Source organism: Microbacterium kyungheense (assembly GCF_006783905.1).
Taxonomy (GTDB): domain Bacteria; phylum Actinomycetota; class Actinomycetes; order Actinomycetales; family Microbacteriaceae; genus Microbacterium; species Microbacterium kyungheense.
On sequence record NZ_VFPE01000001.1, the window covers coordinates 627943 to 651952 of the forward strand.

At 71.9% G+C, this 24010-nt stretch carries 25 protein-coding genes; 12 read left to right on the forward strand and 13 right to left on the reverse strand.

Annotated features, from left to right (window positions below; all coding sequences use genetic code 11):
* Window positions 1-58 precede the first annotated feature (58 nt).
* Entirely contained in the window at window positions 59-580 is a 522-nt protein-coding gene (locus tag FB391_RS02850; RefSeq protein ID WP_141892764.1) for a hypothetical protein, read from the forward strand.
* 194 nt (window positions 581-774) lie between these two features.
* Here FB391_RS02850 and FB391_RS02855 read toward each other — a convergent pair whose 3' ends face one another.
* The 3 genes from FB391_RS02855 to FB391_RS02865 form a co-directional block, all read right to left on the reverse strand.
* Entirely contained in the window at window positions 775-1167 is a 393-nt protein-coding gene (locus FB391_RS02855; protein WP_141892765.1) for a YccF domain-containing protein, read from the reverse strand.
* A 218-nt stretch (window positions 1168-1385) separates the two neighbouring features.
* Window positions 1386-2000: a hypothetical protein gene (locus tag FB391_RS19860; protein ID WP_246093331.1), complete on the reverse strand. Its 615-nt coding sequence runs from the start codon at window positions 1998-2000 to the stop codon at window positions 1386-1388.
* 8 nt (window positions 2001-2008) lie between these two features.
* Window positions 2009-3661, reverse strand: coding sequence for a PspC domain-containing protein (locus FB391_RS02865; RefSeq protein ID WP_141892766.1), 1653 nt, complete (start codon window positions 3659-3661; stop codon window positions 2009-2011).
* 115 nt (window positions 3662-3776) lie between these two features.
* On the opposite strand from FB391_RS02865, the gene FB391_RS02870 reads away from it, so the two are divergent.
* The 3 genes from FB391_RS02870 to FB391_RS02880 all read left to right on the forward strand — a co-directional run bounded on the left by FB391_RS02870 (window position 3777) and on the right by FB391_RS02880 (window position 8527).
* A complete protein-coding gene (locus tag FB391_RS02870) occupies window positions 3777-5210 on the forward strand; it encodes an ATP-binding protein (protein ID WP_141892767.1) in 1434 nt (477 codons plus the stop codon).
* A complete protein-coding gene (locus tag FB391_RS02875) occupies window positions 5203-5886 on the forward strand; it encodes a LuxR C-terminal-related transcriptional regulator (protein ID WP_141892768.1) in 684 nt (227 codons plus the stop codon). Before FB391_RS02870 ends, FB391_RS02875 begins: the two co-directional genes overlap by 8 nt.
* A 154-nt stretch (window positions 5887-6040) precedes the next feature.
* Window positions 6041-8527: an ATP-dependent helicase gene (locus FB391_RS02880; RefSeq protein WP_141892769.1), complete on the forward strand. Its 2487-nt coding sequence runs from the start codon at window positions 6041-6043 to the stop codon at window positions 8525-8527.
* Window positions 8528-8561: 34 nt separating this feature from the next.
* Here the strand turns inward: FB391_RS02880 and FB391_RS02885 are convergent, their stop codons facing one another.
* The 4 genes from FB391_RS02885 to FB391_RS02900 form a co-directional block, all read right to left on the reverse strand.
* Window positions 8562-9062, reverse strand: coding sequence for a peptidase inhibitor family I36 protein (locus tag FB391_RS02885; protein ID WP_141892770.1), 501 nt, complete (start codon window positions 9060-9062; stop codon window positions 8562-8564).
* The gene (locus tag FB391_RS02890) at window positions 9059-10027 is read right to left on the reverse strand and encodes a hypothetical protein (protein WP_141892771.1); all 969 of its coding nucleotides are present in this window, start codon (window positions 10025-10027) and stop codon (window positions 9059-9061) included. The genes FB391_RS02885 and FB391_RS02890 overlap by 4 nt, the downstream gene beginning before the upstream one ends.
* Window positions 10024-10647 carry an RNA polymerase sigma factor gene (locus FB391_RS02895; RefSeq protein WP_185842912.1) on the reverse strand — a complete coding sequence of 208 codons (624 nt, stop codon included), beginning with the start codon at window positions 10645-10647 and terminating at the stop codon, window positions 10024-10026. The genes FB391_RS02890 and FB391_RS02895 overlap by 4 nt, the downstream gene beginning before the upstream one ends.
* A gap of 224 nt (window positions 10648-10871) precedes the next feature.
* Complete coding sequence (locus FB391_RS02900) at window positions 10872-11483, reverse strand: MerR family transcriptional regulator (protein WP_141892773.1); 612 nt, start codon at window positions 11481-11483, stop codon at window positions 10872-10874.
* Window positions 11484-11571: 88 nt separating this feature from the next.
* Here FB391_RS02900 and FB391_RS02905 point away from each other — a divergent pair, with 88 nt between their 5' ends.
* From FB391_RS02905 to FB391_RS02920, 4 genes are all read left to right on the forward strand, one after another.
* The gene (locus FB391_RS02905; RefSeq protein ID WP_141892774.1) at window positions 11572-11985 is read left to right on the forward strand and encodes a hypothetical protein; all 414 of its coding nucleotides are present in this window, start codon (window positions 11572-11574) and stop codon (window positions 11983-11985) included.
* A 113-nt stretch (window positions 11986-12098) separates the two neighbouring features.
* The gene (locus FB391_RS02910; RefSeq protein ID WP_141892775.1) at window positions 12099-13190 is read left to right on the forward strand and encodes an SseB family protein; all 1092 of its coding nucleotides are present in this window, start codon (window positions 12099-12101) and stop codon (window positions 13188-13190) included.
* Window positions 13191-13515: 325 nt separating this feature from the next.
* Entirely contained in the window at window positions 13516-14559 is a 1044-nt protein-coding gene (gene ligD / locus FB391_RS02915; protein ID WP_141892776.1) for a non-homologous end-joining DNA ligase, read from the forward strand.
* 10 nt (window positions 14560-14569) lie between these two features.
* The gene (locus FB391_RS02920; protein WP_141892777.1) at window positions 14570-15097 is read left to right on the forward strand and encodes a nitroreductase family deazaflavin-dependent oxidoreductase; all 528 of its coding nucleotides are present in this window, start codon (window positions 14570-14572) and stop codon (window positions 15095-15097) included.
* Window positions 15098-15131: 34 nt separating this feature from the next.
* Here FB391_RS02920 and FB391_RS02925 read toward each other — a convergent pair whose 3' ends face one another.
* The 4 genes from FB391_RS02925 to FB391_RS02940 form a co-directional block, all read right to left on the reverse strand.
* Window positions 15132-15422: a hypothetical protein gene (locus FB391_RS02925; protein ID WP_141892778.1), complete on the reverse strand. Its 291-nt coding sequence runs from the start codon at window positions 15420-15422 to the stop codon at window positions 15132-15134.
* 159 nt (window positions 15423-15581) lie between these two features.
* Complete coding sequence (locus tag FB391_RS02930; protein ID WP_141892779.1) at window positions 15582-16628, reverse strand: ATP-dependent DNA ligase; 1047 nt, start codon at window positions 16626-16628, stop codon at window positions 15582-15584.
* Between the two features lie 259 nt (window positions 16629-16887).
* On the reverse strand, window positions 16888-19812 hold the full coding sequence (locus FB391_RS20070; RefSeq protein WP_141892780.1) for a helix-turn-helix transcriptional regulator: 2925 nt from the start codon (window positions 19810-19812) through the stop codon (window positions 16888-16890).
* A 76-nt stretch (window positions 19813-19888) separates the two neighbouring features.
* Window positions 19889-20080 carry a hypothetical protein gene (locus tag FB391_RS02940; RefSeq protein ID WP_141892781.1) on the reverse strand — a complete coding sequence of 64 codons (192 nt, stop codon included), beginning with the start codon at window positions 20078-20080 and terminating at the stop codon, window positions 19889-19891.
* 252 nt (window positions 20081-20332) lie between these two features.
* Here FB391_RS02940 and FB391_RS02945 point away from each other — a divergent pair, with 252 nt between their 5' ends.
* Genes FB391_RS02945 through FB391_RS02960 form a run of 4 tightly spaced genes read left to right on the forward strand, consistent with a single transcriptional unit; the run spans window position 20333 to window position 23503 of the window.
* Window positions 20333-21076 (forward strand): SDR family oxidoreductase, encoded by a 744-nt coding sequence (locus FB391_RS02945; RefSeq protein WP_141892782.1) that lies wholly within the window; start codon window positions 20333-20335, stop codon window positions 21074-21076.
* A 42-nt stretch (window positions 21077-21118) separates the two neighbouring features.
* The gene (locus FB391_RS02950) at window positions 21119-21709 is read left to right on the forward strand and encodes a TetR/AcrR family transcriptional regulator (RefSeq protein ID WP_141892783.1); all 591 of its coding nucleotides are present in this window, start codon (window positions 21119-21121) and stop codon (window positions 21707-21709) included.
* On the forward strand, window positions 21696-22766 hold the full coding sequence (locus FB391_RS02955) for an NADPH:quinone oxidoreductase family protein (RefSeq protein WP_141892784.1): 1071 nt from the start codon (window positions 21696-21698) through the stop codon (window positions 22764-22766). Before FB391_RS02950 ends, FB391_RS02955 begins: the two co-directional genes overlap by 14 nt.
* Entirely contained in the window at window positions 22763-23503 is a 741-nt protein-coding gene (locus FB391_RS02960) for a glucose 1-dehydrogenase (protein ID WP_141892785.1), read from the forward strand. The genes FB391_RS02955 and FB391_RS02960 overlap by 4 nt, the downstream gene beginning before the upstream one ends.
* A 19-nt stretch (window positions 23504-23522) precedes the next feature.
* On the opposite strand, the gene FB391_RS02965 is transcribed toward FB391_RS02960, so the two are convergent.
* Window positions 23523-23732: a hypothetical protein gene (locus tag FB391_RS02965; protein ID WP_141892786.1), complete on the reverse strand. Its 210-nt coding sequence runs from the start codon at window positions 23730-23732 to the stop codon at window positions 23523-23525.
* Between the two features lie 2 nt (window positions 23733-23734).
* Window positions 23735-23875 (reverse strand): hypothetical protein, encoded by a 141-nt coding sequence (locus FB391_RS19605; RefSeq protein WP_185842913.1) that lies wholly within the window; start codon window positions 23873-23875, stop codon window positions 23735-23737.
* Window positions 23876-24010 lie beyond the last annotated feature (135 nt).

Consider the following 24010-nt stretch of genomic DNA (forward strand, 5'->3'; position numbering starts at 1 on the left):
CCGATGGGAGGCGTAACGTAGAAGCATCCCCCCGAATCGATTCGAAAAGGTGTTTGCCATGCGTTCCCGCAGTACCGCTGTCCTGTCCCTTCTCGCTGTTTCCGGCCTGCTCCTCGCCGGGTGCGCGTCGACCCCGTCGTCCGACGCGACGCCCGAGAAGACCACCCCCGCTGTGAGTGTCGTCGACTCGTCGATCACCGACCCGGCGGCCGTGGGCGAGCGCGTGGGCGCAGACGGCCTGCAGCTCGAGGTGTGGAGCGGCATCGTCCCCGACGAGGCGGCCGCCGGCGCGCTCGGCGACCCGGACGAGGGCACCCAGTGGGTGACCGCGAACGTCGCGCAGTGGGTGAGCGACAAGGGCCTCACCGGCGCCGATGTCGCCCCCGTGCTGCGGTCGACCGCCGACGACAGCTTCGAGGGCGTCGCGGTGCCGCAGCAGAACGTGGACGTCGAGATGAAGCCCGACACGTCGTACACCTACGTCTGGAGCTACGCCGTCCCCGAGGCGCTCGTCGACCCGTCGACCCTCGTGATCTGCGTCGGCGACGGCGACGAGGGCTGCAGCACCCTCACCAAGTAAGAGGGAGGGATGCCGGCGGCCGAGGCCGCCGGCATCCACTGTTCACAGCCGTCGCGCCGCGCACCCCTGGTGCCCGGCGCGACGGCTTTTCGCACTCGTGCCCCGCGCCGGATCAGGAGATCTGGCGAAGGCAGGACGATGTCGCGCGGATCGTCCTGTGCTCGCCAGATCTCCTGATCTCGGCGGCGCGGGCGTCAGACTGCCGCGCGCACGGCGTCGGTGCGGACGATGTCCTTGCCGAGGGGCATGAGCGAGATCGGCACGAGCCTGAAGCTCGCGATGCCCAGCGGGATGCCGATGATCGTGATGCACATCGCGACGCCCGTGACGATGTGGCCGATCGCGAGCCACCAGCCGGCGAGGATCACCCAGATGACGTTGCCGAGGAACGAGCCGACGCCGGACGACGGCTTGTCGACGATCGTGCGCCCGAACGGCCACAGGGCGTAGACGCCGACGCGGAATGACGCGATCGCCCACGGGATGGTGATGATCGGGATGCACAGCAGCACCCCGGCGAGCATGTAGCCGAGGAACATCCAGAAGCCCGACAGCACGAGCCAGATGATGTTGAGGACGGTGCGCATGTTCCGATCCTTTCAGCGGGATGCCGCGAGGGTGCTGTGACCGCGTCCTGCCTCGGTCGACAGGTCAACCGGCCCTGTGCAGGAGATCTCGCGCGGGAACCTCCTGCGGAAGCCCGGTTGACCTGTTGCGACGCGGAAAGAAGGGCGGAAGGGGAGGTGGCGGGCGGAGGACGGCTGCCGCGGGATCTGGTCCTCCGCCCCTCACCTCCCCTCCCGCCTCAGACGGAGAGAGTGGATGCCGCGCGCCGGCGCTCCCCGGCGCGCTGGGCGCGGCGCACGAGGCCGACGACGCCGGCGACCAGCGCGAACCCGCCCAGCACGAGCACGGCGTACGCGACAGCCGCGGCCGGGCTGAGGTTCAGGATCCAGTCGGTCGCCGCGGCCTGCCGGTCGGCGTCGGTGAGGAGCCACATCGCGAACGCGGCGATCCCCGCCAACGCGAGCCCCCACACGATGCCCGCCCAGCGGGTGCGCGGAGCCGCGGGAGCGGGGGATGCCGCCCCCGCGGGAACCGCGGCGGTCGCGGCCGGCGCGCTCGTGGCGGCGGCATCCGAGGCGAACTCGGTGAACGCCGGCGGCAGTGCTGCCGGCGCCGGGGGTGCCTCCGGTGCGGGCGGCTCGAGGTCGGAGGGGGTGACGGTATCGTTCGAGGGCGCTGCCGCCGCTGCGGGCGGCGTGAGGTCCGCGGGCGCGATCACGGCTGTCTCGGCGGCTTCGGCCGCGGACACCTCGGGAAGCGGCGGGAGCGGGACTGCCTGCGTGTCGGTCGTGGTGGGTTCCTCAGCCGACGCGTCGGCGCCGGGTGCGGCATCCGGATGCTCGAAGGTGCTCATGTCGGCGCTCATTTCTCGTAGATCGTGATCTGGACGGAGCCGGCGGTCTGGTCCAGCGTGACGTGCTGCGTGGTGATCGCGTCGGTGCCGGTGTTGGGACTGCTGACCTGCCAGGACACCGAACCGTCGGAGTCCGGCCTGATGGTGCCCGACTCGATGAGGTCGCCGCCACGCCACGGCAGGGTCGTGTACGTCACCTCGCCGTCGCCCAGCGTCGCGTCCAGGTCCAGGGCGGCGCCGGGGTAGACCTCGATCTGCGTCCAGCCTCCGACACCCTTGGTCACGACGATGTCGCCGGCGGTCACATCCTCGCTGTCCGAGAGCGACGACACCGAGATCGAGACGGCGCCGAAGGGCTGCACGAGCCGCTGCTCGTCGGTCGAGGTCCCGAGGTACGTGCCACCGACGGCGAATCGGTCCGGGCCGGAGGCCACAGCCACCGAGCAGCCGACCACCAGCAGCACGATCGTCACTGCCGTGAGGAACCCGCTGCGCCGCCGGATCGCGCCGGCGACGACCATGGCGAGCGCCGTGACGAGAGCGGCGGTGAAGATGCCGATGGCGCCGGCGAAGGGGGCGGTCGCGGCATCCCGGAGCGAGGCCAGCACCGAGACGGCGCCGAGGACGATCGCGGCACCGAGCGCGGTGAGCACGAACACGAAGCTCGTGCGGGGACGGGTGGCGCGGCGCACGCGGCGGCGCTCCTCGGCTTCGAGGGCGAAGGCGGCACCGTGGGCGTGGCGCTCGCGCCGCGCCTGGTCACGGGCCGTGCGTGCGGCATCGTGCTGGCTGCGACGCCACGCGTCGTTCTGCACGCGCCACGCCTCCTGGCGGGCGCGCCAGTCCGCGACCTGCTCGTCATCGCCGTACGGCGCCGGTGCCTCGCCGTACGGCGAGGCACCGGCGCCGGGGGCGGACGGCGCCGGCGGCGCGGTCGGCGGGACGGCATCCGCAGCTCCCGTCGTGGACTCGGCCGGAGCCCGACCGGCCGAGTCCACGGTGCTCGCGGATGCCGCGAGGGGAGCGGTCGCGTCGTCAGGAGAATCGGACGCGACCGTGGGGGCGGGCTGCGCGGAAGCCGTCTGCGCATCCGCCCGCGATGGCCGGTCGGAACGAGCCGACCGGACGATGAAGTAGGTGGCGGTGCCGATGACAGCGAGGACGAGGATCACGCCGATGCCGCCGCTGGGCGAGGCGGTGTCCCAGATCGACCAGCCGTCGTTCCACGCCCACGGAGCGAAGCCGGTGAGCGCCCACAGCGGCCACAGCAGGACGTTGCGCAGCCACGGCACGACCGGCACGAACCCGACGACCGCGAGGATGAACACCCCCGTCATGGCGGCGTCGTAACGACCGTGCATCAGCTCGCGGAAGTGGATGCGGCCGTCGGTGTCGGGCAGCAGCGCCCAGCCGATGGCGTAGACGAGGAGCGCCGGAAAGCCCAGCAGCGCCACGACCACGAAGATGCCGCGCACGATGAGCGGGTCGATCCGCAGGCGGGCGGCGATGCCGCCGCAGACACCGCCGAGCCACGCGTCGCCGCGCACGATGCCGAGTCCCTGCACCCACGAGAAGAACCGGTCCGAGCCCGTCGGCGTACCCGGGGGAGCGGGGGGCGGCGGACCCGGATCTGTGGGGGGAGCGGAGGTCGTGTCGGTCATGGTTCCACCCTGGCGGTCCCGGCGAGAGCGCCGCTATGGGGTGATCCCCTGACTGGTCCCTGATCCTCGGCACCCGGGGTGGGTCGGGGGCGCGATCGGGTGATTGGATGCCGGTATGCCCACTTCTGCGTCGACGGACGCATCCTCGGCTGAGGATCCGCGTCTTGCGACGGTCCCCGCCGCCGTCGCGGCCCCGGTCCGCGCGCGCCCTCGACGTGGCCGGCGACCGGCTGCAGGCGGGCGGAGGACGGATGCGGCATCCTCTGGTCCCGTCCGCCCGCCGCTGCGGCGACCGCGTGACTGCGCCGTGTCGGGAGTCTCGGTGGGCCTCGCGCGACACCTGGGCTGGCCGCTGTGGATCGTGCGCGCACTCTTCATCGCGCTGACGCCGCTGTGGGGCGCGGGCGTCCTGCTGTACGCGTGGCTGTGGGTGTTCGTGCCGTGGGACGAGGCACGGCCGGCGCAGGCGGCAGCGCCGGCGGACACCGCGGCGTCGGGGGAGGCGGACGAGCCGATCGACCCCGCGGAGGTCGCCCGCGTGCGCGACGAGCCGACCCGGCGGGTGCCGGTGGCGTGGATCCTGACCGGCGCGGCCGTCGTCGTGACGCTCATCACGATGATCGCGATCGCGATGTTCGGCGCGAACGGCGTGGTCTGGACGTCGATGCCCGGATGGGTGGGCGGCGTGTTCCTCGCGACGGCGCTCGCGGTGTCGGCCGGGATGTGGGCGACGCTCGTCGACCGCGACGACCCCGCCCGCGGCCCGCGTCACGAGAACATCGTGCGCGTCGTCCTGACCGTGACGCTCGCCGTGCTGCTGATCGGTCAGTTGTCGATGCTGCGCCAGACCGGCGTCGCGGGGTTCGTGTTCGCACTCGTTCCGATCGCCGGCATCGTGCTCGTGTACTCGTCGATCCTGGTCGGCAAGTGGCGCGAGCTGTCGGGCGAGCGGGTCCGCCGCATCCGCGAGGAGCAGCGCGCCGAGATGGCCGCTCACCTGCACGACTCCGTGCTGCAGACGCTCGCGCTGATCCAGAACCGCGCGGGCGCCTCGACCGAGGTCGCGCGCCTGGCCCGCGCACAGGAGCGCGAGCTGCGCGCGTGGCTGTACGACGGCGACGCCCCCGCCGACAGCGATCTGCCCACCGACCTGCGCGACTACGCCGCCGCACTCGAGCTCGACTATCCGGTGCGCATCGACGTGGTCTCGGCGGGGCTGCCCGCCGAGCGGGCGAGCGGGGAGGTCGCGGCGGCGTCGCGCGAGGCGATGCTCAACGCCGCCCGTCACGCCGGCGGAGACGTGTCGGTGTACATCGAGGGCAACGCGAACGCCGTCGACGTGTACGTGCGCGACCGCGGCCCCGGGTTCGACCTGGCCGACGTGCCCGACGACAGGCTCGGCATCCGCCAGTCGATCATCGGCCGCATGCGCCGCGCCGGGGGGTCGGCGACCGTGCGCCGCGGTGCGGGCGGCGGCACCGAGGTCCATTTGAGATTCGTGGATGCAGGCGGCCCGGCATCCCCTTCGACGGAGGTCCGCCGTGGCTGATGCCCCCGTACGCGTCGTGATCGTCGACGACCACTCCATCTTCCGGTCCGGCCTGCGGGCGGACCTCGACGCCTCGATCGACGTCGTCGGCGAGGCGGCCGACGCGGCCTCGGCCGTGGAGGTCATCGAGGCGACGCGCCCCGACGTCGTGCTGCTGGACGTCCACCTGCCGGCGGGCCGGGGTGCGGCATCCAGCGCTCCCGACGCGGCAGGCGGCGAGGCCGTGATCCGCGGTGCGGCGCCCGTCGTGCCGACCACCCGCTTCCTCGCGCTGAGCGTGTCCGACGCCGCCGAGGACGTCGTGCGGGTCATCCGGGCAGGCGCGCGCGGCTACATCACGAAAGGGTCCTCGGGCGCCGAGGTGAGCCGCGCCGTGCACGCCGTCGCCGAGGGCGACGCGGTGTTCTCACCGCGGCTCGCGGGCTTCGTGCTCGACGCGTTCGGCGCCGCCGTCGGCGAGACCGCAGCGACCAGCGACGAGCTCGACCGCCTGTCGGCGCGCGAGCAGGAGGTGATGCGGCTCATCGCCCGCGGCTACGCGTACAAAGAGGTCGCGGCCGAGCTGTTCATCTCGATGAAGACGGTGGAGTCCCACGTGTCGGCGGTGCTGCGCAAGCTGCAGCTGTCGTCGCGGTACGAGCTGACCGCGTGGGCGTCGGAGCGGCGCCTGCTCTGACGTCGGGTCGCTGTCCCAGACTTCGCAGAACCTCACGGATCTCGCACGCGCTGCGCAGGAAACCGCGAGATCGGAGCGATTCTGCGAAGTCTGTGAGCACGCGGCGACGGAGGCCCGGGCCGGTGTCGGCGGGGCGACCTAAACTGGGTGGGTTATGACCGATGCCCATGCGGCCGCGCCGGGCGCGGCATCCCTCCGTCCTGTCGTGCTCGACGCTGCCCACGTGACGGGCGACACCGGGCCGCGCCCCGACGAGGACCTGCTGCAGGGGCTCAACCCGCAGCAGCGCGAGGCCGTCACCTACCGAGGGCAGGCGCTGCTGATCGTCGCCGGCGCGGGGTCGGGCAAGACGAGCGTGCTGACGCGGCGGATCGCATCGCTGCTGCGGGGTCGTGAGGCGTGGCCGAGCCAGATCCTGGCGATCACCTTCACCAACAAGGCCGCGGGCGAGATGCGCGAGCGCGTCGAGCAGCTGGTCGGCGACACCGCGCGCGGCATGTGGATCTCGACGTTCCACTCGGCGTGCGTGCGGATCCTTCGGCGCGAGGCCGAGCAGTTCGGCTTCACGAAGTCGTTCACCATCTACGACTCGGGCGACTCGCGAGCACTCATCAAGCGACTGGTCAAAGAGCACGAGGCCGACGCGTTCGGGCTGACTCCGGCGGCGACGCAGTCGAAGATCTCGAAGCTGAAGAACGAGCTGGCGGATGCCGAGTCCTACGCCCGTTCGGCCAATCTGAACGACCCCGCCGAGCGGGTGTTCGTCGAGGTGTTCGGCGCGTACCAGCGTGAGCTGCAGCGGGCCAACGCGTTCGACTTCGACGACCTCATCGCGCAGACGGTCTACCTCTTCCGCGCGTTCCCGCAGGTGGCCGACGTGTACCGGCGCCGGTTCCGTCACATCCTGGTCGACGAGTACCAGGACACCAACCACGCGCAGTACGCGCTGATCCACGAGCTGACGAGGCCGCCGGGATCGGATGCCGCACCCCTGGCGAGCTCCGGCGGCATGATGATCTTCGAGCCCGAGCCGGCCGCCGAAGAGGGGGCGTCGCTCACCGTCGTGGGTGACTCCGACCAGTCGATCTACGCGTTCCGCGGCGCCGACATCCGCAACATCAGCGAGTTCGAGAAGGACTTCCCGGGCGCCAAGGTCGTGCTCCTCGAGCAGAACTACCGCTCGACGCAGAACATCCTCTCTGCCGCGAACGCGGTCATCGGCCACAACTTCGACCGCAAAGACAAGAAGCTGTGGACCGATGTCGGCGACGGTGAGAAGATCATCGGCTTCACCGGCTACTCGCAGCACGACGAGGCCCAGTTCGTCGCCGACGAGATCGAGGCGCTGCGCCGCGGCGGCGTCGACTACTCGCAGATGGCGGTGTTCTACCGCACCAACTCGCAGTCCCGTGCGCTGGAAGAGATCTTCATCCGGGCCGCCCTGCCGTACAAGATCATGGGCGGCACGAAGTTCTACGAGCGCGCCGAGATCAAGGACGCTCTGGCCTACCTCGTGGCCGTCGCCAACCCGGCCGACGAGATGGCGATGCGCCGCATCATCAACCGGCCGCGCCGCGGCATCGGCGACGTCACGATCGAGACGATCTCGCGATACGCCGCCGACCAGCAGATCACGTTCCGCGACGCGCTGGCCAACTCGTCGGCGCTCGGCGTCGGGCCCAAGATCCAGGCGGCCATCGCGCACCTCGACGCGGTGCTGGCCGAGGCGTCCGAGCTCATGCTGCCGTCGTCGGGCGAGCTCGCGCCGCCGACGGCGGTCGCCGAGGGCCTCACCCTGCTGCTGAACAAGTCCGGGTACTACGACGCGCTGCGCGCGAGCAAGGATGCGCAGGACGAGGCGCGCATCGAGAACCTCGACGAGATGGTGGCGGTCGCCCGCGAGTTCGCGCGCAACAACCCCGAGGGCACGATCCTCGACTTCCTCACCGAGGTGGCGCTGGTCTCCGACGCCGACGACCTCGAGGACGCGTCGGGCTCGGTGTCGCTCATGACGCTGCACACCGCCAAGGGTCTCGAGTACGACGCGGTGTTCCTCACCGGTGTCGAAGAGGATCTCATCCCGCACCGCATCTCGGCGGGGGAGCCCGGCGGCCCGCAAGAGGAGCGGCGCCTGTTCTACGTCGGCATCACCCGCGCTCGCAAGCGGCTGTACCTGTCGCTCGCGATGACCCGCGCCCAGTTCGGCGAGGTCACGGTGGCGATGCCCAGCCGCTTCCTGCAAGAGATCCCTGTCGAGCTGCTGCACTGGCGCCAGTCGCCGGGCGACGTCAACTCGCGCGGCGGCACGCAGTCGCGTGCGCTCAACGCGCGCCGCGGTTCGGGTTCGGGCGGTTCCGGCTTCGGCGGCTCGGGCAAGCGCTACGGCGACGACCTGGTTCCCCTCGCCCGTCGCGAGCCCTCCGGCAACCTCGAGCGCTTCGCGAACAAGATCCCCGCGAAGGTGCGCGACAACGGCGACCTCGTCCTGGCCCCGGGCGACCGCATCCGTCACGACGACTTCGGCGAGGGTCAGGTGGATGCCGTCACCGGCGAGGGAGCCAAGCGCGTCGCCCACGTCCGCTTCGACTCCGCCGGCCCGAAGAAGCTCCTGATCAAGATCGCCCCGATCGAGAAGCTCTGACGCGCCGTCAGGCGGCGGGCATCCACCCGACCGATCAGGAGCAGTTGAGCTTGTCGATCCCGGCGGAGACGGAGGCGGCGCCGGTGTTCGGACCCAGCGTCGCGACGGTCGACCAGCCGGCGTACGCGCGGACGGTGCCGTAGCCGCGCGAGTTGGCCAGGGAGCGCACGGTGCCCAGTGCGGCGACGGAGTTGCCGGTCGTGCAGGACGAGAACGTCAGCCGGCTGCCCGTGTACGACGTGCCGGAGTAGGCGCAGAAGTAGCCGCTCGGGCATGAGCCGACCGAGAACGCGGTGATGCCGCTCGGGCTGCTGAAGCGCGATGCGGTGGACTCGGGGGCGATGGTCAGGACGACGGCGCCGTCGTCCCACGTGACCTCGTTCGAGGCGGTCTGGGTGCCGCCGAACTCGGCGATGACGGCATCCACCTGATCCTGCGTCGGATCGGTCGAGGCCGCAGCGGGGGAGGCGCTGAGCGCCACGGCGCCGACCACCAGGGGCAGCGCGAGCAGAGACATGAACTTTCGGGAGATCATGCTCTACCTTCCCACGCGTAGTAAGACACCACGGAGGGCGAGGGGATGTCCGTGCGGTCATGGCCGACCCACACGGTCTCGGTCGCGAGGATGTGGCCGCTCGGGCTGACGAGCAGACGGTCGACCAGATCCACATCGCTCGGGGGCGTCTCGAAGACGTACGCTTCGCGGCCGAGGCGATCGGTCGTGGTCCCCGCGAGCTCGAGGTCGAGGTCGGCGAGGACCTGGAGGACAGCGGCCTCTTCGGAAGGGCGCAGGACCCGCTCCATGAGCAGAGCCGTGGTCAGCGACAGCCACTCGTTCGGCGAGGACTCATCCGCGAAGCCGACATCCAGCATCAGCTGCCGCAGCTCGGAAGGATCGTCGGGCAGCGGGTCGGGGAAGAGGAAGGTGTGCTCGCCCGCCGCCTCGTCGATGCGCCACAACTCGCTGCCGGGCTCCGGCGCGTGCGGATCGTCGGCCGGCTTGCCTTCGGCGTCGTAGGGCCTGCCCGCCACGACGACCTGCGACCAGGCGCCGTCGGGATAGCGCGTCAGCGTCATGTTCTCGGGCGCGACGTACGGGGGCTGAACGTGCTCGCCCTCGGCGCCGACGGTGGTCACGAGGCTCCAGGTCTGGAGGTCGATCTGCTGCGGCTGCCCGGGCGGCGCGGGATCCGGCTCGTTCGACGCCCGCAGCTGTCCGGCGAGGTCGTCGAGCAGCTGCGCGGCGTCTTCGCGGCCCGCCTGCGCGGCCTCGATCTGGAGCATGGGCGGCGTCGCGGCATACGACGGCGTCGGCGCCGCGAGCATCGACACCATGATCGCCACCACCGCGACGATCGCGGCCGTCGCCGTCGTGATGATGGACCACCCGGGCACACCGAGCCGACGGCGTCTGCGCGCGGCCCGCAGATCGTCGCGCATCTGCGCGATGACCAGGTTCTCCATCGCGTCGCCGCGGGGCATCGGGCGCTGATCGCTCATGATTCCCCCTCCGCGGCGTGAGGGGCGTGGTGGGCGAGCGACCTGCGCAGTCGCTCCTTCGCGCGGGTGAGGCGCTTGCGCACCGTGGACTCGGTCGCGCCGATGACGACGGCGGCGTCGCGGGGCGGCATCCCCTCGAGCAGGCACAGCACGATGACCTGGGCGTCAGCGGCGCTCGCTGCGCGCAGCGCCGCCTCGACATCGTGCGAGAGAGATGCGCGGTCGACGTGGCGACCGACCTCTTCGGCGTGGTCGGGCACCTCGTCGGCGGCCGGGACGCTCGCGATCAGTCGCTCGTAGCGGCGCTGGCCGCGCAACTGGTTCTTCGCCGCGAGGGCGACGGTCTTGAGCAGCCAGGGGAGCAGCGAACCGTCGACGCCCCGCACCTCATCGCGTTTGCGCCACAGCGCCAGCTGGGCGATGCCGACCGCGTCCTCGGCATCCGCGGTGTTGCGCGTCATCGACAGCGCAAGCGCGTACATCTTCTTCTCGTGCCGCCGCAGGAGGGCGCGCATCGAGCCCTCGTCGCCCTCGGACGCGCGCCGAAGCAGCATCTCGTCCGAGACGCTCGGCTCGAAAGCCGCGGCGACCGGGGGGTCGCCGTCCGAGGGGGCGGGCACCAGGGCATCATAAGCGGCTCCGTCCGCTGCTCTGGAACGGCGTGGGCGCGACGCCGGTCGGATGCGGTCGGAGGAATGCTCACATAAGAGATATGTCCGGCACGCCCGGATTTGGGACATGTCCAGGAGATTTTCTTCGAGAGCGCGAGGGATGCCGGTCCTGCGGCCAACCGTGCGTCAGGCGCGTGCTGCTCCGGCCGGCGGCACCGCCGAGCGGCGTGCGATCACCGGTCGGTGGTGCTGTCGACGAGCAGGTGGTGGTGGGCGAGACGTCGCAGCGCGAGCATCACGGGTTCGTACAGAGCGGTTCCGAGCACCGCATACGTCACCGCCTCGTCCTGGCGCATGCCCGCCATCGGTGCGAGCTCTTCGCCGGCGACCCGTCGCATCGCGTCGCCGTAGCGACGGAGCACGGGCGGTGTGGCATCCAATCCCGCCGCCTCGAGGGCGCGCAGCGCCTCGTCGAGCTGCGCGACGGCGGTGAAGTCGGGGTCGTAGGTGAGGCCGAGCTCGGCGATCGCCGCGCGCGCGAGGGGGTAGTCGTCGCGGTCGCCCGCGACATACGGCGGCAGTGCGCCCACGGCGCGGCCGAGGATCTCGATCGGGTCGCCGGCCGGCGCGTCGATGAGCGCGAGGATGTCGCGCACCCGTGCCAGCGGCAGCCCGCGGACGTCGGTGAGAGCCGCGATGACGCGCAGGCGCGCGAGGTGGTCCTCCCCGTACTCGGAGCGGGTTGCCGAGACTGCTTCGCCGCGGGGCAGCATGCCCTCGCGGATGTAGAACTTCACGGTCGCCACGGGCACGCCGCTGCGCTCGGACAGCTCGGACATCTTCATGTGCGCCTCCCGGCTCTTGTGTTGGATACTATAGCTATCTAATATTGGAGAGCGTAACTATCCAATGCTCGATCAGCCGGGAGGCGCCATGGACCCCATCCTCACGATCGTCGCCGGAGCGACGATCCTCACCGTCATCGGCATCATGTCGGGCGGCACGTTCCTGCTGCGCATCGCCTCGCGAGGCCTGCCGTTCAACGGACTGCAGAAGACCTTCTTCCGCGCCGGGCACGCGCATGCCGGGGTTTTGGTGCTGCTGGGGCTCGTCAGCCTCCTGCTGGTGTCGGCCGTGGGGGTGCCGGCGCCCTGGCAATGGGCGGCGGTCGGCGTGCTGGCCAGCGCGCTCCTCATCCCCGGCGGCTTCTTCCTGTCGGTGCTGGGACGCGACCCCCAGCGGCCCGGCAGGGCGATCGCGCTGCTGTGGACGGGCGTCGTCGTGCTGGCGGCATCCCTCCTCGCCGTCGGGATCGGGGTAATCGTGGCGGGCGTCTCGGCGCTGTGAGTCCTGCCGGGTCGCCGGCTGTCGTTGAGCGGAGCGCGCTCTGCCTGCAGCCGGAACGTCTGCGGCGCTGCGGTCGGGGTCGCGCGACAGGACGCGGGAGTTAGGCTCGAGCAATGGCATTGTTCTCGCGCCGATCGAAGAAGCCCGCCGAGTCATCTCCCGAGTCGGTGGTCGACGACGCCGCTGCGACGGATGCGGTGGAGGATGCGGCCGACGACGCTTCGAGCGCCGGGGCGGCCGCAGAGACCGCGGAGGATGCCGACGCCTCGCCCGCGGTCTCGATCTCGGTGTCGTCGTACGGCGGCCTCGGCTCCGCCCCGGCCGCGCCGCGGCCCGCCGCAGCCGAGGATCCGGTGGCCGAGGCGCCGACCCGGCTTCCGCGGATGGGCGGACGCGAGTGGATGCGCACAGCACCGGCGCAGACCGAGACGGTCCCCGGCCTGCGCGACAACGTGCTGCTGCGCGACGCGCTCGGCCGTGTCGGCGACGCACCCGCTTCGCAGGCGCTGCTCGACGTCGCGCGGCAGCTGATGCAGGGTCACGTGTTCCTTCGCGTGAAGGGCGATGCCCGCACGCTGCTCGCCGAGGGCAAGCCGCTGCCGCTGGGGGTCGCCAACCTCGGTGACCGCACGTTCGCGCTCGCGTACTCGAGCGGTGCGGCGCTGCAGGCGAGCCTCAAGGCCGACGGCGATTCCGACACGTCGGCGATGGGGCAGCCGGTGCTCACCGTGCTGCAGCACGTCTTCGCGAGCAACCACGACGGCATCGTGCTCGACCCGGCCTCGACGCCCTCGCGCGCCGTCCTGCCGGCGGAACTGCTCAAGCGCGCCGTCGAGCAGGCCGACCCGGAGCTGACCGTCAAGACGCTGCTCGCCGCCGAGCGCACCCCTGAGGTGTCAGGCCAGATCGCGGAGGCACTCACGCACGTGCCGCTGTGGGTGGCCGCCGGGCTCGCCGAGGGCGGGGCCCCCGGTCTCGCCGAGGGCCGCACGGCGGACGGCGAGCGGTTCCTCGAGGTGTACTCGCACCCCCTGGAGGTCGCGGTCATGGGACGTGGCGACAACGCTGTGCCCATCACGGCCGCCCAGCTCGCCCGCGCCCTGCGGTCGGACGAAGAGATCAACGGGGTCGTCGTCGACCCGGCCGGTCCCTGGATCCGCCTCACCCGCGACGAACTCGCGCCGGTGCTCGCCCTCGCCGAGTAGGCTCCGTCGGCGTTCCCGACGGGCCGGCGCTTCCGACGGCCGGCGCTTCTGGCGAGCCGGCGCTTCCGACGGGCCGGCGCTTCTGGCGAGCCGGCTCTTCCGACGGGCCGGCGCTTCTGGCGAGTCGCCAAGAAGCGCGGCGGTGCGTCGCCCGTTCTGGCGACTCGCCAACAAGGGCGGTGGGCCTCCGCCGGACGCGTCGCCAGGAACTGCGGCCGCGGGTGCCGAGTCTTGGCGACTCGCCAGAACCGGCGACCCCGCGACCGCCGGCCACGCGCGGTGAGGCGGGGTGACGGATGTCGCGCCTCCCCGCTAGCGTCGGAGCATGGCGTCCGAGCGCATCACCCTCACCGTTCCCGGTCCGGACGGCGACCGCGAGGTCGGCCTGTCGAACCCCAACCGCGTGCTCTGGCCGCAACTCGGCATCACCAAGCACGAGCTCGCCGAGTACTTCATCGCCGTGCAGGAGCCGTTCATCACCGCCAACGGCGACCGGCCGGTGTCGCTCGAGCGCTTCCCCGACGGCGTCGAGGGCGAGCGCTTCTATTCCAAGAACCCGCCGAAGGGCGCGCCCTCGTTCGTTGAGGCGCAGACCGTCACGTACAACAGCGGCCGGCGGCATCCGCAGATCATCCTCACCGAGATCGCGACCGCGGTCTGGGCCGTGCAGATGAACACGATCGTCTTCCACCCGTGGGCATCGCTCGCCGCGAAGACCGACAACCCGGTCGAGCTGCGGATCGACCTCGATCCGCAGCCGGGGACGGATTTCGCGGATGCCGCAGCCGTCGCCCCCGCGATGCGCGAGGTCCTGGCAGAGGCGGGGCTGACGGCCTTCCTCAAGACGAGCGGCAACCGCGGCATCCACGTCTTCTGCCCGATCGAGCCGGAGTGGGAGTTCCTGGACGTGCGGCACGCGGTCATCGCCGCGGGCCGTGAGCTCGAGCGCCGCCTGCCCGACAAGGTGACGATGAACTGGTGGAAGGAGGAGCGGGGCGAGCGCATCTTCATCGACTTCAACCAGGCCAATCGCGACCGCACGATGGCCGGCGCCTACAGCCCGCGCGCGCTGCCCACCGCGACCGTCTCGACGCCGGTCACCTGGGACGAGCTCGCTGCCGGAGTCGATCCCGCCGCGTTCACTGTGCGGAGCGTGCCAGCGCGCCTCGCCGACGTGGGAGATCCGTGGGCAGACCTGCTCGCGCAGCCCGGGCGCATCGACACGCTGCTGGAGTGGTGGCAGCGGGACCTCGATGCGGGGCTCGGGGAGCTGAACTTCCCGCCCGACTTCCCCAAGATGCCCGGCGAGCCGCCCCGCGTGCAGCCCAGTCGCATCAATCCCGAGAACTGGCCGAAAGCCGAGGAGTGAGGCAGCGGCGATGACCGAGTCGGCGACGGATCCTCGCCGGGTTTCGCCGACGTCCCGGCGGCCGGCCCGGCCGACCGCGCTCATCGATCGACTCATCGAGGCGGTCCTGCGCACGCGATGGGTGGTCCGCGCCCCGATCCCGCTCTACCGTGCCGGGCTCGGATGGATCTTCGGCGATCGTCTCGTGATGATCGAGCACCTCGGCCGGGTGTCGCACGACCGACGGTTCGTGGTCGTCGAGGTCGTGGACCGGGAGCCCAACGCGATCCGCGTAGCGTCCGGGTTCGGGACCCGCGCGCAGTGGTATCGCAACCTGCAGGCCAACGGCGTCGCCTACCTCAGCACGGGAGGGGCGCGTCACGTGCGCGCTGCGGTGCGACTGCTCGACCGTGACGAGTCCGAGGCGCGCCTGGCCGCATACGCCGCGAGGCACCCTCGCGCGTGGCGGCACCTGAAGGCTGCGATGGACGACGCGGCCGGCGGCGACGCGTACATCCCCATCGTGGAGTTCGTGCCGCCGCCGCGCTCGGGCCGCTGATCCGCATCGAAGTCGAGCGCGGAGCGGTTCGTCGTCAGCAGCCGGATGCCGCCACGCCACGCGCAGGCGGACACGGGGCGACGCCCGACGAGGTCGCCGGGCGGGCGCTCGTGCGCTCGGCGCTCGCGTGCGGGGCGCTCGCGCGCTCGGCGCTCGTGCGCGGCATTCCCCCGCGCTCGAGACCCGCGCGCCGGAACAGCCGCGCGAGCGAGAAGCGCGGCCGCGCCTGCGAGATCTCGTCCCCGCTGTGCGCCCTCTGAGCGAGGAACAGCGCGTTCTCTCTAGCGATGGTCGCCGCACGCTCGTCGGCGATGACTTGAGCCATGGAGAAGGACATGATCACTCCTGTCGGATGACGCGTCCACGCGGAGTCCTGTCTGAGTCATGACAGATCCGCGCCGGGCGGGTACGTCACGTTAGTCCGAGCCTCCGACATCCACGATGCTCAGGAGTGGGTCGACGCGCGACCGACGTGACGCGCGCGTCAGACCAGGACGTCGGCCAGGTCGTAGGCCGCGACGACCTCGAGCTGCTCATAGGTGCACGACGTGGGGTCGCGGTCGGGGCGCCACCGCTCGAACTGCACCGTGTGGCGGAATCGCCACCCTTCGAGCTGGTCGTAGCGCACCTCGAGGACGCGCTCGGGCCGGAGCTTCACGAACGACGAATCGGCGCGCCCCGCCTGGAACCGCGACTTCTCGCCCTCACCCCGCACCGCCTCGCCGTCGGCGTCGCGCACGACGAGCGGCGCGAGCTCGTCGATGAGCTCGAGGCGACGCTCGTTGCTCCATGCGGCGACGCCCCCGACGGGGTAGAGCGTGCCGTCCTCGCCGTACAGCCCGACCAGCAGCGATCCGACCCCCTCGCCGGACTTGTGGATGCGGTACCCGAGCGCCACGACATCGGCGGTGCGTGCGTGCTTGATCTTGAACATGGTGCGCTTGCCCGGCGCGTACGGCTGATCGAGCGGCTTGGCCACGACCCCGTCGAGCCCCGCGCCCTCGAACTCGGCGAGCCAGCGACGCGCGAGGTCGGCGTCATCGGTGGCGCGCGTGACGTGCACCGGGTCGGGCACGTCGCGCAGCAGTTCGACCAGAGTCTCGCGCCGCGTCGAGAAGGGCTCGTCCTGCAGGTCGCGGTCGCCGACCGCCAGCACGTCGAACGCGATGAACATCGCCGGGGTCTGCTCCGACAGCATGTTCACGCGAGACGCGGCCGGGTGGATGCGCTGCGAAAGCGACTCCCAGTCGAGCCGGCGTCGGCCATCGCGGTCGACGGGCACGACGATCTCGCCGTCGAGCAGGCACGGGCCGGGAAGCAGGCGACCGAACGCCTCGACCAGCTCGGGGAAGTACCGGGTCAGCGGCTTGGCGCCGCGAGATCCGATGACGACCTCGGACCCGTCCCATGACACCAGGGCGCGGAACCCGTCCCACTTCGGCTCGTAGCTCAGCCCGCCCGGCACCTTCGCGGGGTCGGGCACGTCGGGCACGGACTTCGCGAGCATCGGCGCAGGGATCTCGTACGGCATGCGCCCATCCTGCCGCGCCCCGCCGACACCGCACACCCCTCCCTCCCGATCATGTGCTCTCGCCGAGACCACACGTCGTGGGTGCGCGCAACGTGTGCGTTCGGCGAGAGCGCATGATCGCGGCATCCCCGACGCGCAAGTGCGCAGGCGCGCAGGCGCGCACGCGCGCACACGCGCAAGCGAGCAGGCGCGGGCACGCGCCGGCGGGCAGGCGGCCGCGCAGGCGAGGGGGCGGGAGTGGATGCCGGCGGCCGGGCGCTCAGGAGCGCGAGGCCGCGACGGCGGACGTGTACCAGGCCGCGGCCTCGGCGCGGTTCGTGGCGCCGATCTTCGCGAGGATCGCGGAGACGTGCACAGAGGCCGTCTTCGGGCTGATGAACAGGCGCTGCCCGATCTGCGGATTCGTGAGTCCCTCGGCGATGAGCTCGAGCACCTGCAGCTCGCGCGGGGTGAGAGCGCCCACGGTGCCCGAGCCGGCCGCGGCAGGTCCGGCGCCGGCCGCGGCCGTTCCACCGCCGGCCTGCGCGGCGAGCTCCGATGCCCAGCGGCCGACGCGGGCGGCGCCCTGCCCGGGCGCTTCCGCCGCGACGCGCGCCAGCAGCTCGAGCGCCTCATCCCGGTCGCCGGCGGCGATCAGCGCCGTCGCGAGCCGGCACCGCGCCTGGTGGAAGTGCCACACCGGCATGAGGTCGTGCTCGATCGCCGCGGCGACCGCACGCCAGCGCGCCACCCGCTCGGCAGCCGGAGCCTCTTCCGCGTCGGCCAGGGCTGCCGCGGCGAACGCCGCGTACGCCTGCGCCGCGTCATGCTCGGGCGCGGCCGCGATCGCGGCGCGGATCCGCGTGTGCACAGCGGCATCCGCATCCACTCCGAGCGCGAGCAGCGCCGCCGTCGCCATGCCGTAGCGGCGCACGGCGGGCGATCGGTCCTCGTCCTCGGCTGCGGCGACGACCTCGGGCAGCAGCTCGCGCGCCGCCGCCCGATCGTGAGGGCCTCGCGGACCGAGCAGGGCCTCGGCCCGTTCGATCGTCCACCAGCGCGACTTGCCCGGGTTCTCGCGCATCGCCTCGTCGATGGTGGCCCGTTCGGCGGCGAGCATCTCGGCGCGCTCGTCCGCGCGATCATCCCAGTCGTAGTGCGAGGCGAGCAGGCGATAGACGGATGCCTTGCCATGAGGGCCGAACAGCCGCAGGGCGCGCTGCGACGCGGCCAGGGCTTCGGCCGGCCTGCCTGCGGCGAACAGCGCGAACGACAGCGGATGCGCGATGGAGGCGCCGGATCCGCGTTCGATCCCTGCGCGCGCGACGTCGTCGTAGTGCTGGGTGCCGACCACGCTCGCCTCGTGGAACCGCCCGATGCGCAGGAGCATGTCGGTCAGCGCACCGCCCGCGTAGGCGCGCAGCGGCGGGTCGACCGGGAGGGTCACCGCGCGTTTCAGCGGTGCGACGGCGCCGGGCTCGTCGTCCTCGTCGCCGGCGATGCGCCACGCCTCGACCGTGAGGGCGACCGCGAGGGCCTCGGCGTCGCCCACCTCTTCGGCCAGCGCGATGGCGCGCGCCGCATAGGCGGCCGCCGCCTCACCATGCTCGCCGTGCGCAAGATTGGTCAGCGTCCGCGAGAGCAGGATGCGCGCGGGCACTTCGTCGACGCCCTCGAGCAGAGCGACCGCCTGCTCGATGTCTTCGGTGCGATCGCGGTTCTCCAGGTTGAACGACTCCACGTACCGCTGCCTGAGGAGCGCGGCGCGGACGACAGCGTCGTCAGGGCAGACCGCGAGCCCTTCGTTGGCCGAGCGCAGCGCGCGCTCGGCATCGCCCAGATCGTGCCAGGCCTGCGCGGCGTCCAGATGCAGGGCCGGAAGCGTCACGCCGGCGCGGGCCGAGGCATCCGGCACCTGATCCCAGAGCTCGGTCAGCCGCTCGGCCAGCTTCGCCCTCGTCGCGGGGGAGAACCGGGTGCGAGAGTGTCGCAGCGCCTCGACGGTCGCATCGAACGCGGCCGGCAGATCGCGTGCCGCGAGCCAGTGCTCGGCGACCGCCGACCCGTCCTCGGGGGAGTCGCCGCGGTGGGCGGCCAGGTGCTCGGCGTAGTGGCGGTGGACGCGCACCCGCTCGCTCGGCAGCATCTCGCCTTCGACGGCCTCGCGCGTGAGCGCGTGCCGGAACGTGTAGCCGGCGCCGTCGGCGAGGATCACGCGCGTGTCGATCGCCTCGCGCACGGCGGAGTCGAGCCCGGCGTCGTCGAGCGGCGCCACGGCGGCCAGCACGTCGTGCTCGACGTGCATGCCGCCGGCCGCCATGGTGCGCACGACGTGCTGCGCGTCGTCGCCCAGGCGCGCATACCGTGCGAGGACCAGGTCGCGCAGCGTGTCGGGGAGCGCGCGGTCACCGACATCGACGAGCTCCTCGACGAGGAACGGGATGCCGCCGCTGCGCTCGGTGAGCGACTCGATCATCCGCGGGTCGAGGCCGGCGGCGAGCTGGGCCACCTGTTCGGCGACCTCGTCGCCGGTCAGCGGGCGCACCTCCACGCGCACGACCGACCGGGTGCGGTCGAGCTCCGCCAGCACCGGCCGCAGCGGGTGGAAGCGGTCGATGTCGTCGGAGCGGTACGTCGCGACGATCGTGAGCCGTCGACCGCGGAGAGTGCTGGCGAGGGTCTTCAAGAGGGCCATGGTGGCGGCATCCGCCCATTGCAGGTCTTCGAGCACGACGACGAGGTGCCGCCGCTGCGAGAGCTGCTCCAGGAGCACCTCGATCGCCTCGGCGAATTCGCCGGCGGGCTCCTCGGCGTCGGGGTGCTCGGCCGAGATCCCCGGGACGAGGGCGGCGAGGCTCGCGATGGCCGCGGCCGATCCCGCCGCCTCGCGCAGCGCGTCGGTGCCGACGACGGCGTGCAGGTCGCGCAGGACGCGGCGGATGGGGCCGAACGGGGCGCCGATGGGGCCGAGGTCGACGCACTGCCCGAACGCGACCACGGGGCCGTCGGACGGTGCAGCTCCGAGCGGATCGCGGGCGACCAGCGAGAGGAACTCCTGCACGAGGCGCGTCTTGCCCACTCCCGCCTCGCCGCGCACGACGACCGTGCGCGGCATTCCGCTCGCGCCGTCGTCGAAGGCCTCGATCAGTGCGGCGAGCTCGGATTGCCGCCCGACCATCCGTGGGCTGGAGGAGAGTGCGGGCATGGTCATATCGTGGCACCTTCCGTGTGCGCGCGGTCCGTCGGCGGCAGGCCGGCGCCGCCGTGCCCGCGGGCCCGTGTCATCGCGCGGCGGCGACGGCGGAGCGGCGGGTGCGGTGGTGGCGGGGCGCGAAGCCGTGGGCCGCGGGTGCGGTCGCGGGGGCCGTGTCGTCGGCCTGCGCGGCGCGCTGCTCGCGGATCCGGGCCTCGCGGCGCAGTTCGGCGGTGCGGTGGGTGTGGAGCGTCGAAGCGAAGAAGGTCATGTCGTTCATGTGCGTCTCCTGTCGGATGACCCGCCTTTCGGCCGGTCCGTCTTACAGGAACGACTCTCGTCTCTAAGGGGGGTGCTCCCCATCGGGCGGATGCCCTATATCCGCCTCAGGCATGCCTCAGATCCGGATGCCGTCGCCTCAGGCGGATGCGTCCAACGGGGTGCTGCTGCACCCGTGCAGCGGCACCGGAAGGACCCCGGATCCGTGGTACGGTGATGAAACCGACCAGCCGGTATGTCGCAAGGAGGCGCCATGACCATCGACCGCTTCGAGGGCACCGCAACGCTCGTCACCGGCGCCAGCCGCGGCATCGGCTTCGCGATCGCCCGGCGCATCGTCGACGAGGGCGGGTCGGTCGTGATCACCGGGCGCAAGCAGGACGCACTCGACGCCGCCGTCGCCGAGCTGGGCTCCGCCGCGAGTGCCGTCGCCGGCCGCTCCGACGATCCGGACCACCGGGCCGCGGTGTTCGCGCACATCGCCGACCGGCACGGGCGCCTCGATCACCTGGTCAACAACACCGGTATCAACCCCGTCTACGGTCCGCTCGTCGACATCGACGCCGAGGCCGCGCGCAAGATCCTCGAGGTCAACGTCGTCGCGACCCTCGACTGGACCCGGGCCGCCGTGGCCGCCGGCCTGTCGCGGTCGGTCGTGAACATCGCCTCCGTCGCGGGGCTCGGCGCGAGCCCTGGCATCGCCTTCTACGGCATCTCGAAGGCCGCGCTCATCAACCTCACCGCGCAGCTGGCCTACGAGCTCGCTCCGCGCATCCGCGTCAACGCCGTGGCCCCCGCCGTCATCAAGACCGCCTTCGCACGGGCGCTCTACGAAGGCCACGAGGACGAGGCATCTGCGGCCTACCCGCTCCACCGCCTCGGCGAGACCGACGATGTCGCCGGACCCGTCGCCTTCCTCCTCTCGCAGGACGCCGGCTGGATCACCGGCCAGACGCTGCCGATCGACGGCGGTGCCGGCATCCGTCCCCTCGTCTGAACAGGAGCACGAAAGCATGCCGGTTCACGACAGGATGAGGGTATGAAGGATTCCCACGTCGCAGACGACGTCACCCGCGCCGCCGTCGAGCTGTTCGCCCGGCAGGGGTACGCCAACACCAGCGTGCAGCAGATCGTCGATGCCGCGGGCGTCACCAAGGGCGCGATGTACCACTACTTCGAGTCGAAGGACGACCTGCTCTTCGGCATCTACGAGCGCCTGCTGACGCTGCAGAAGGCCCACCTGGACGACATCATCGCCCGCGGCGGCACGACCGATGAGGTGCTGCGCGCGGTGTGCGTGGACGTGCTGGAGACCTCCATCGACTCCATGGAGGAGGGGGCGGTGTTCTTCCGCAGCCTCAACATGCTGTCGGCGCCGCGCGCGCAGGAGGTCACCCGCCGCCGCCGCGCGTACCACGACGAGTTCGCCGAGCTCATCTCGCGCGGGCAGGCCGAGGGGATCTACCGCGACGACATCCCGCTCGCGATGCTCGTGGCCCACTTCTTCAGCGACGTCCACTACCTGTCGCACTGGTACTCGCCCGAGGGTCCCGAAGACAAGACGCTCGTCGCCGAGCAGCTCACCGACCTGTTCCTGACCAGCCTGAGGAGAGTGGATGCCGCACCCTGACGCCCCCGCGAACGCCGAGGCCGTCCGGCCCGCGGTCGTGAGCCCCGAGGGCGACGCGCCCGAAGCGATGCGCGCCTGGCGGGTCTCGGCGCTCGGTGAGCCCGCCGAGGCGCTGACGCTCGACACCGTGGCCACGCCGCAGCCCGGCGACGGAGAGGTGCTCGTGCGCGTGAGCGCGGTCGCCGCCAACTTCCCGGACGTCCTGCTGTGCCGCGGCGAGTACCAGGTCAAGCCCGAGCTGCCCTTCTCGCCCGGCATCGAGCTCGTCGGCACGGTCGCGGCGCTGGGCGCCGGAGTGTCAGGCTCGTCTGAGCTTCGCGTGGGTGATCGCGTGGTCGGCTCGAAGATCGGCGTGCTGTCGGAGTACGCGGTGCTCCCCGCCTCCGACGTGTGGCGGGCACCCGACGCGCTGACCGACGCCGAGGCCGCGGGCCTCACCGTCGCGTACCAGACCGCCTGGTTCGGTCTGCACCGCCGCGCGGCGCTGCAGGCGGGGGAGTGGCTGCTCGTGCACGCCGCTGCAGGAGGAGTCGGACTCGCGGCCGTGCAGCTCGGCGTCGCCGCCGGAGCGCGCGTCATCGGCGTCGTCGGCTCCGAGGCCAAGGCGGCCGTCGCGCGGGCCTCCGGTGCCGAGGTGGTGCTGATCCGCGGGACCGACGACCTCGTGGCGGGCGTCAAGGCCGCGACCGGCGGCCACGGCGCCGACGTCGTGTTCGACCCGGTGGGCGGCGCGGCGTTCGACGCATCGACCAAGTGCATCGCGTTCGAGGGCCGGATCGTCGTCGTCGGCTTCGCCGGCGGCGTCATCCAGGCACTTCCGGCCGGGCACGTGCTCGTCAAGAACTACTCGGTGCTCGGGCTGCACTGGGGCCTGTACCCGCGAGTGCGTCCCGACCTCATCGACGACGCCCGCAGCGAGCTGACCCGGTCGGCCGAGGCCGGCGGCATCCGTCCGGTCGTCGACCGGGTCGTGCCGTTCGAGCGCGCACCCGAGGCGCTCACCGCGCTCGCGTCGGGTGCGACCGTCGGCCGCGTCGTGATCGAGGTCGTCGGGTGAACCCGTTCGATCTCGAAGGACGCGTCGCCCTCGTCACCGGCGGCGCGCGCGGGATCGGCGAGGCGTACGCGCGGGCGCTGCACGACGCCGGCGCCCGCGTCGTGATCGCCGACATCCTCGACGAGGACGGGGCGGCGCTCTCGGCATCGCTGGGTGACCGCGCCCGGTTCGTCCACCTCGATGTGACCGATGAGGGCGAATGGGATGCCGCGGTCCAGGCATCCCTCGACGCCTTCGGCTCGCTCGACGTCCTGGTGAACAACGCCGGCATCGCCAACGCCGCCCCGATCGAGCACCTCACGACCGAGAAGTGGAACGCCGTCATCGCCGTGAACCTCACCGGCGTCTTCTTCGGGTGCCGCGCCGTCGTGCCGGTCATGAAGGAACAGGGGCGGGGCTCGATCATCAACATCTCGTCGGTCGAGGGCATGCGGGGCAGCGCCGGTCTGCACGGCTACACCGCGGCCAAGTTCGGCGTGCGCGGGCTGTCGCAGTCCCTTGCCGTCGAACTCGGCCCGGCGGGCATCCGCGTGAACTCGGTGCACCCGGGGTTCATCCGCACGTCGATGACGACGCGCATCGACCCCGCGCACCTCGACATCCCCCTCGGGCGTCCCGGAGAGCCCTCCGACCTCGCCGGCACCATCGTCTTCCTCGCGTCGGATGCCTCGTCGTTCACCAGCGGCGCTGAGTTCGTCGTCGACGGCGGCATGATCGCCGGCATCCCGCACAAGTAGCCGTCGGCGCTCGGACGTTTCAGCTCTTGGCGGCGACGCGGGTCGCCGTCGACTCGATCTTGCGGAACGCGCGGTCCCGCACCTTCGCCACTGCGGGGTCGTTCCAGACGCCCTTGGCGATGCCGCTCAGCTCACGGAACCGGCTCCCACCGGTCTTCGCTCCGATCAGATAGGCGGCGGCGGCCGCGGCCACGGCGAGCAGCGCGGTCCAGATGAGGGGCTTGGGCATGGTCATCCTCCAGAGGGGTTTTCGACGGGCATGTCGTTCTCGTCGGTCGTGTCAGGCGGCTCGGGTGCGCCGCCCGACGCGGTGTCGGCGTCGGCGTCCTCGTCAGGCACACCCTGGGTGTTGTGCTGGTCGCGGTCAGTCATGACGTGGACGCTATGTCGCCCGTCGGGCCCCGGGGCGGGGGTTGACGAATCGCGATGAGCGTGTCAGCGGCGCCCCCAGCGCGGCATGTCACGATTATGCAACAAGGACATACCGCCCGGTCGGTTTCTGCGCTA

Excerpts from the sequence above, each read along its gene's own strand:
- FB391_RS02850 (WP_141892764.1), top strand. The coding sequence starts at position 59 with ATGCGTTCCCGCAGTACCGCTGTCCTGTCCCTTCTCGCTGTTTCCGGC.
- FB391_RS02855 (WP_141892765.1), bottom strand. The coding sequence starts at position 1,167 with ATGCGCACCGTCCTCAACATCATCTGGCTCGTGCTGTCGGGCTTCTGG.
- FB391_RS19860 (WP_246093331.1), bottom strand. The coding sequence starts at position 2,000 with ATGAGCACCTTCGAGCATCCGGATGCCGCACCCGGCGCCGACGCGTCG.
- FB391_RS02865 (WP_141892766.1), bottom strand. The coding sequence starts at position 3,661 with ATGACCGACACGACCTCCGCTCCCCCCACAGATCCGGGTCCGCCGCCC.
- FB391_RS02870 (WP_141892767.1), top strand. The coding sequence starts at position 3,777 with ATGCCCACTTCTGCGTCGACGGACGCATCCTCGGCTGAGGATCCGCGT.
- FB391_RS02880 (WP_141892769.1), top strand. The coding sequence starts at position 6,041 with ATGACCGATGCCCATGCGGCCGCGCCGGGCGCGGCATCCCTCCGTCCT.
- FB391_RS02885 (WP_141892770.1), bottom strand. The coding sequence starts at position 9,062 with ATGATCTCCCGAAAGTTCATGTCTCTGCTCGCGCTGCCCCTGGTGGTC.
- FB391_RS02890 (WP_141892771.1), bottom strand. The coding sequence starts at position 10,027 with ATGAGCGATCAGCGCCCGATGCCCCGCGGCGACGCGATGGAGAACCTG.
- FB391_RS02900 (WP_141892773.1), bottom strand. The coding sequence starts at position 11,483 with ATGAAGATGTCCGAGCTGTCCGAGCGCAGCGGCGTGCCCGTGGCGACC.
- FB391_RS02905 (WP_141892774.1), top strand. The coding sequence starts at position 11,572 with ATGGACCCCATCCTCACGATCGTCGCCGGAGCGACGATCCTCACCGTC.
- FB391_RS02910 (WP_141892775.1), top strand. The coding sequence starts at position 12,099 with ATGGCATTGTTCTCGCGCCGATCGAAGAAGCCCGCCGAGTCATCTCCC.
- ligD (WP_141892776.1), top strand. The coding sequence starts at position 13,516 with ATGGCGTCCGAGCGCATCACCCTCACCGTTCCCGGTCCGGACGGCGAC.
- FB391_RS02920 (WP_141892777.1), top strand. The coding sequence starts at position 14,570 with ATGACCGAGTCGGCGACGGATCCTCGCCGGGTTTCGCCGACGTCCCGG.
- FB391_RS02925 (WP_141892778.1), bottom strand. The coding sequence starts at position 15,422 with ATGGCTCAAGTCATCGCCGACGAGCGTGCGGCGACCATCGCTAGAGAG.
- FB391_RS02930 (WP_141892779.1), bottom strand. The coding sequence starts at position 16,628 with ATGCCGTACGAGATCCCTGCGCCGATGCTCGCGAAGTCCGTGCCCGAC.
- FB391_RS20070 (WP_141892780.1), bottom strand. The coding sequence starts at position 19,812 with ATGCCCGCACTCTCCTCCAGCCCACGGATGGTCGGGCGGCAATCCGAG.
- FB391_RS02940 (WP_141892781.1), bottom strand. The coding sequence starts at position 20,080 with ATGAACGACATGACCTTCTTCGCTTCGACGCTCCACACCCACCGCACC.
- FB391_RS02945 (WP_141892782.1), top strand. The coding sequence starts at position 20,333 with ATGACCATCGACCGCTTCGAGGGCACCGCAACGCTCGTCACCGGCGCC.
- FB391_RS02950 (WP_141892783.1), top strand. The coding sequence starts at position 21,119 with ATGAAGGATTCCCACGTCGCAGACGACGTCACCCGCGCCGCCGTCGAG.
- FB391_RS02955 (WP_141892784.1), top strand. The coding sequence starts at position 21,696 with ATGCCGCACCCTGACGCCCCCGCGAACGCCGAGGCCGTCCGGCCCGCG.
- FB391_RS02965 (WP_141892786.1), bottom strand. The coding sequence starts at position 23,732 with ATGCCCAAGCCCCTCATCTGGACCGCGCTGCTCGCCGTGGCCGCGGCC.
- FB391_RS19605 (WP_185842913.1), bottom strand. The coding sequence starts at position 23,875 with ATGACTGACCGCGACCAGCACAACACCCAGGGTGTGCCTGACGAGGAC.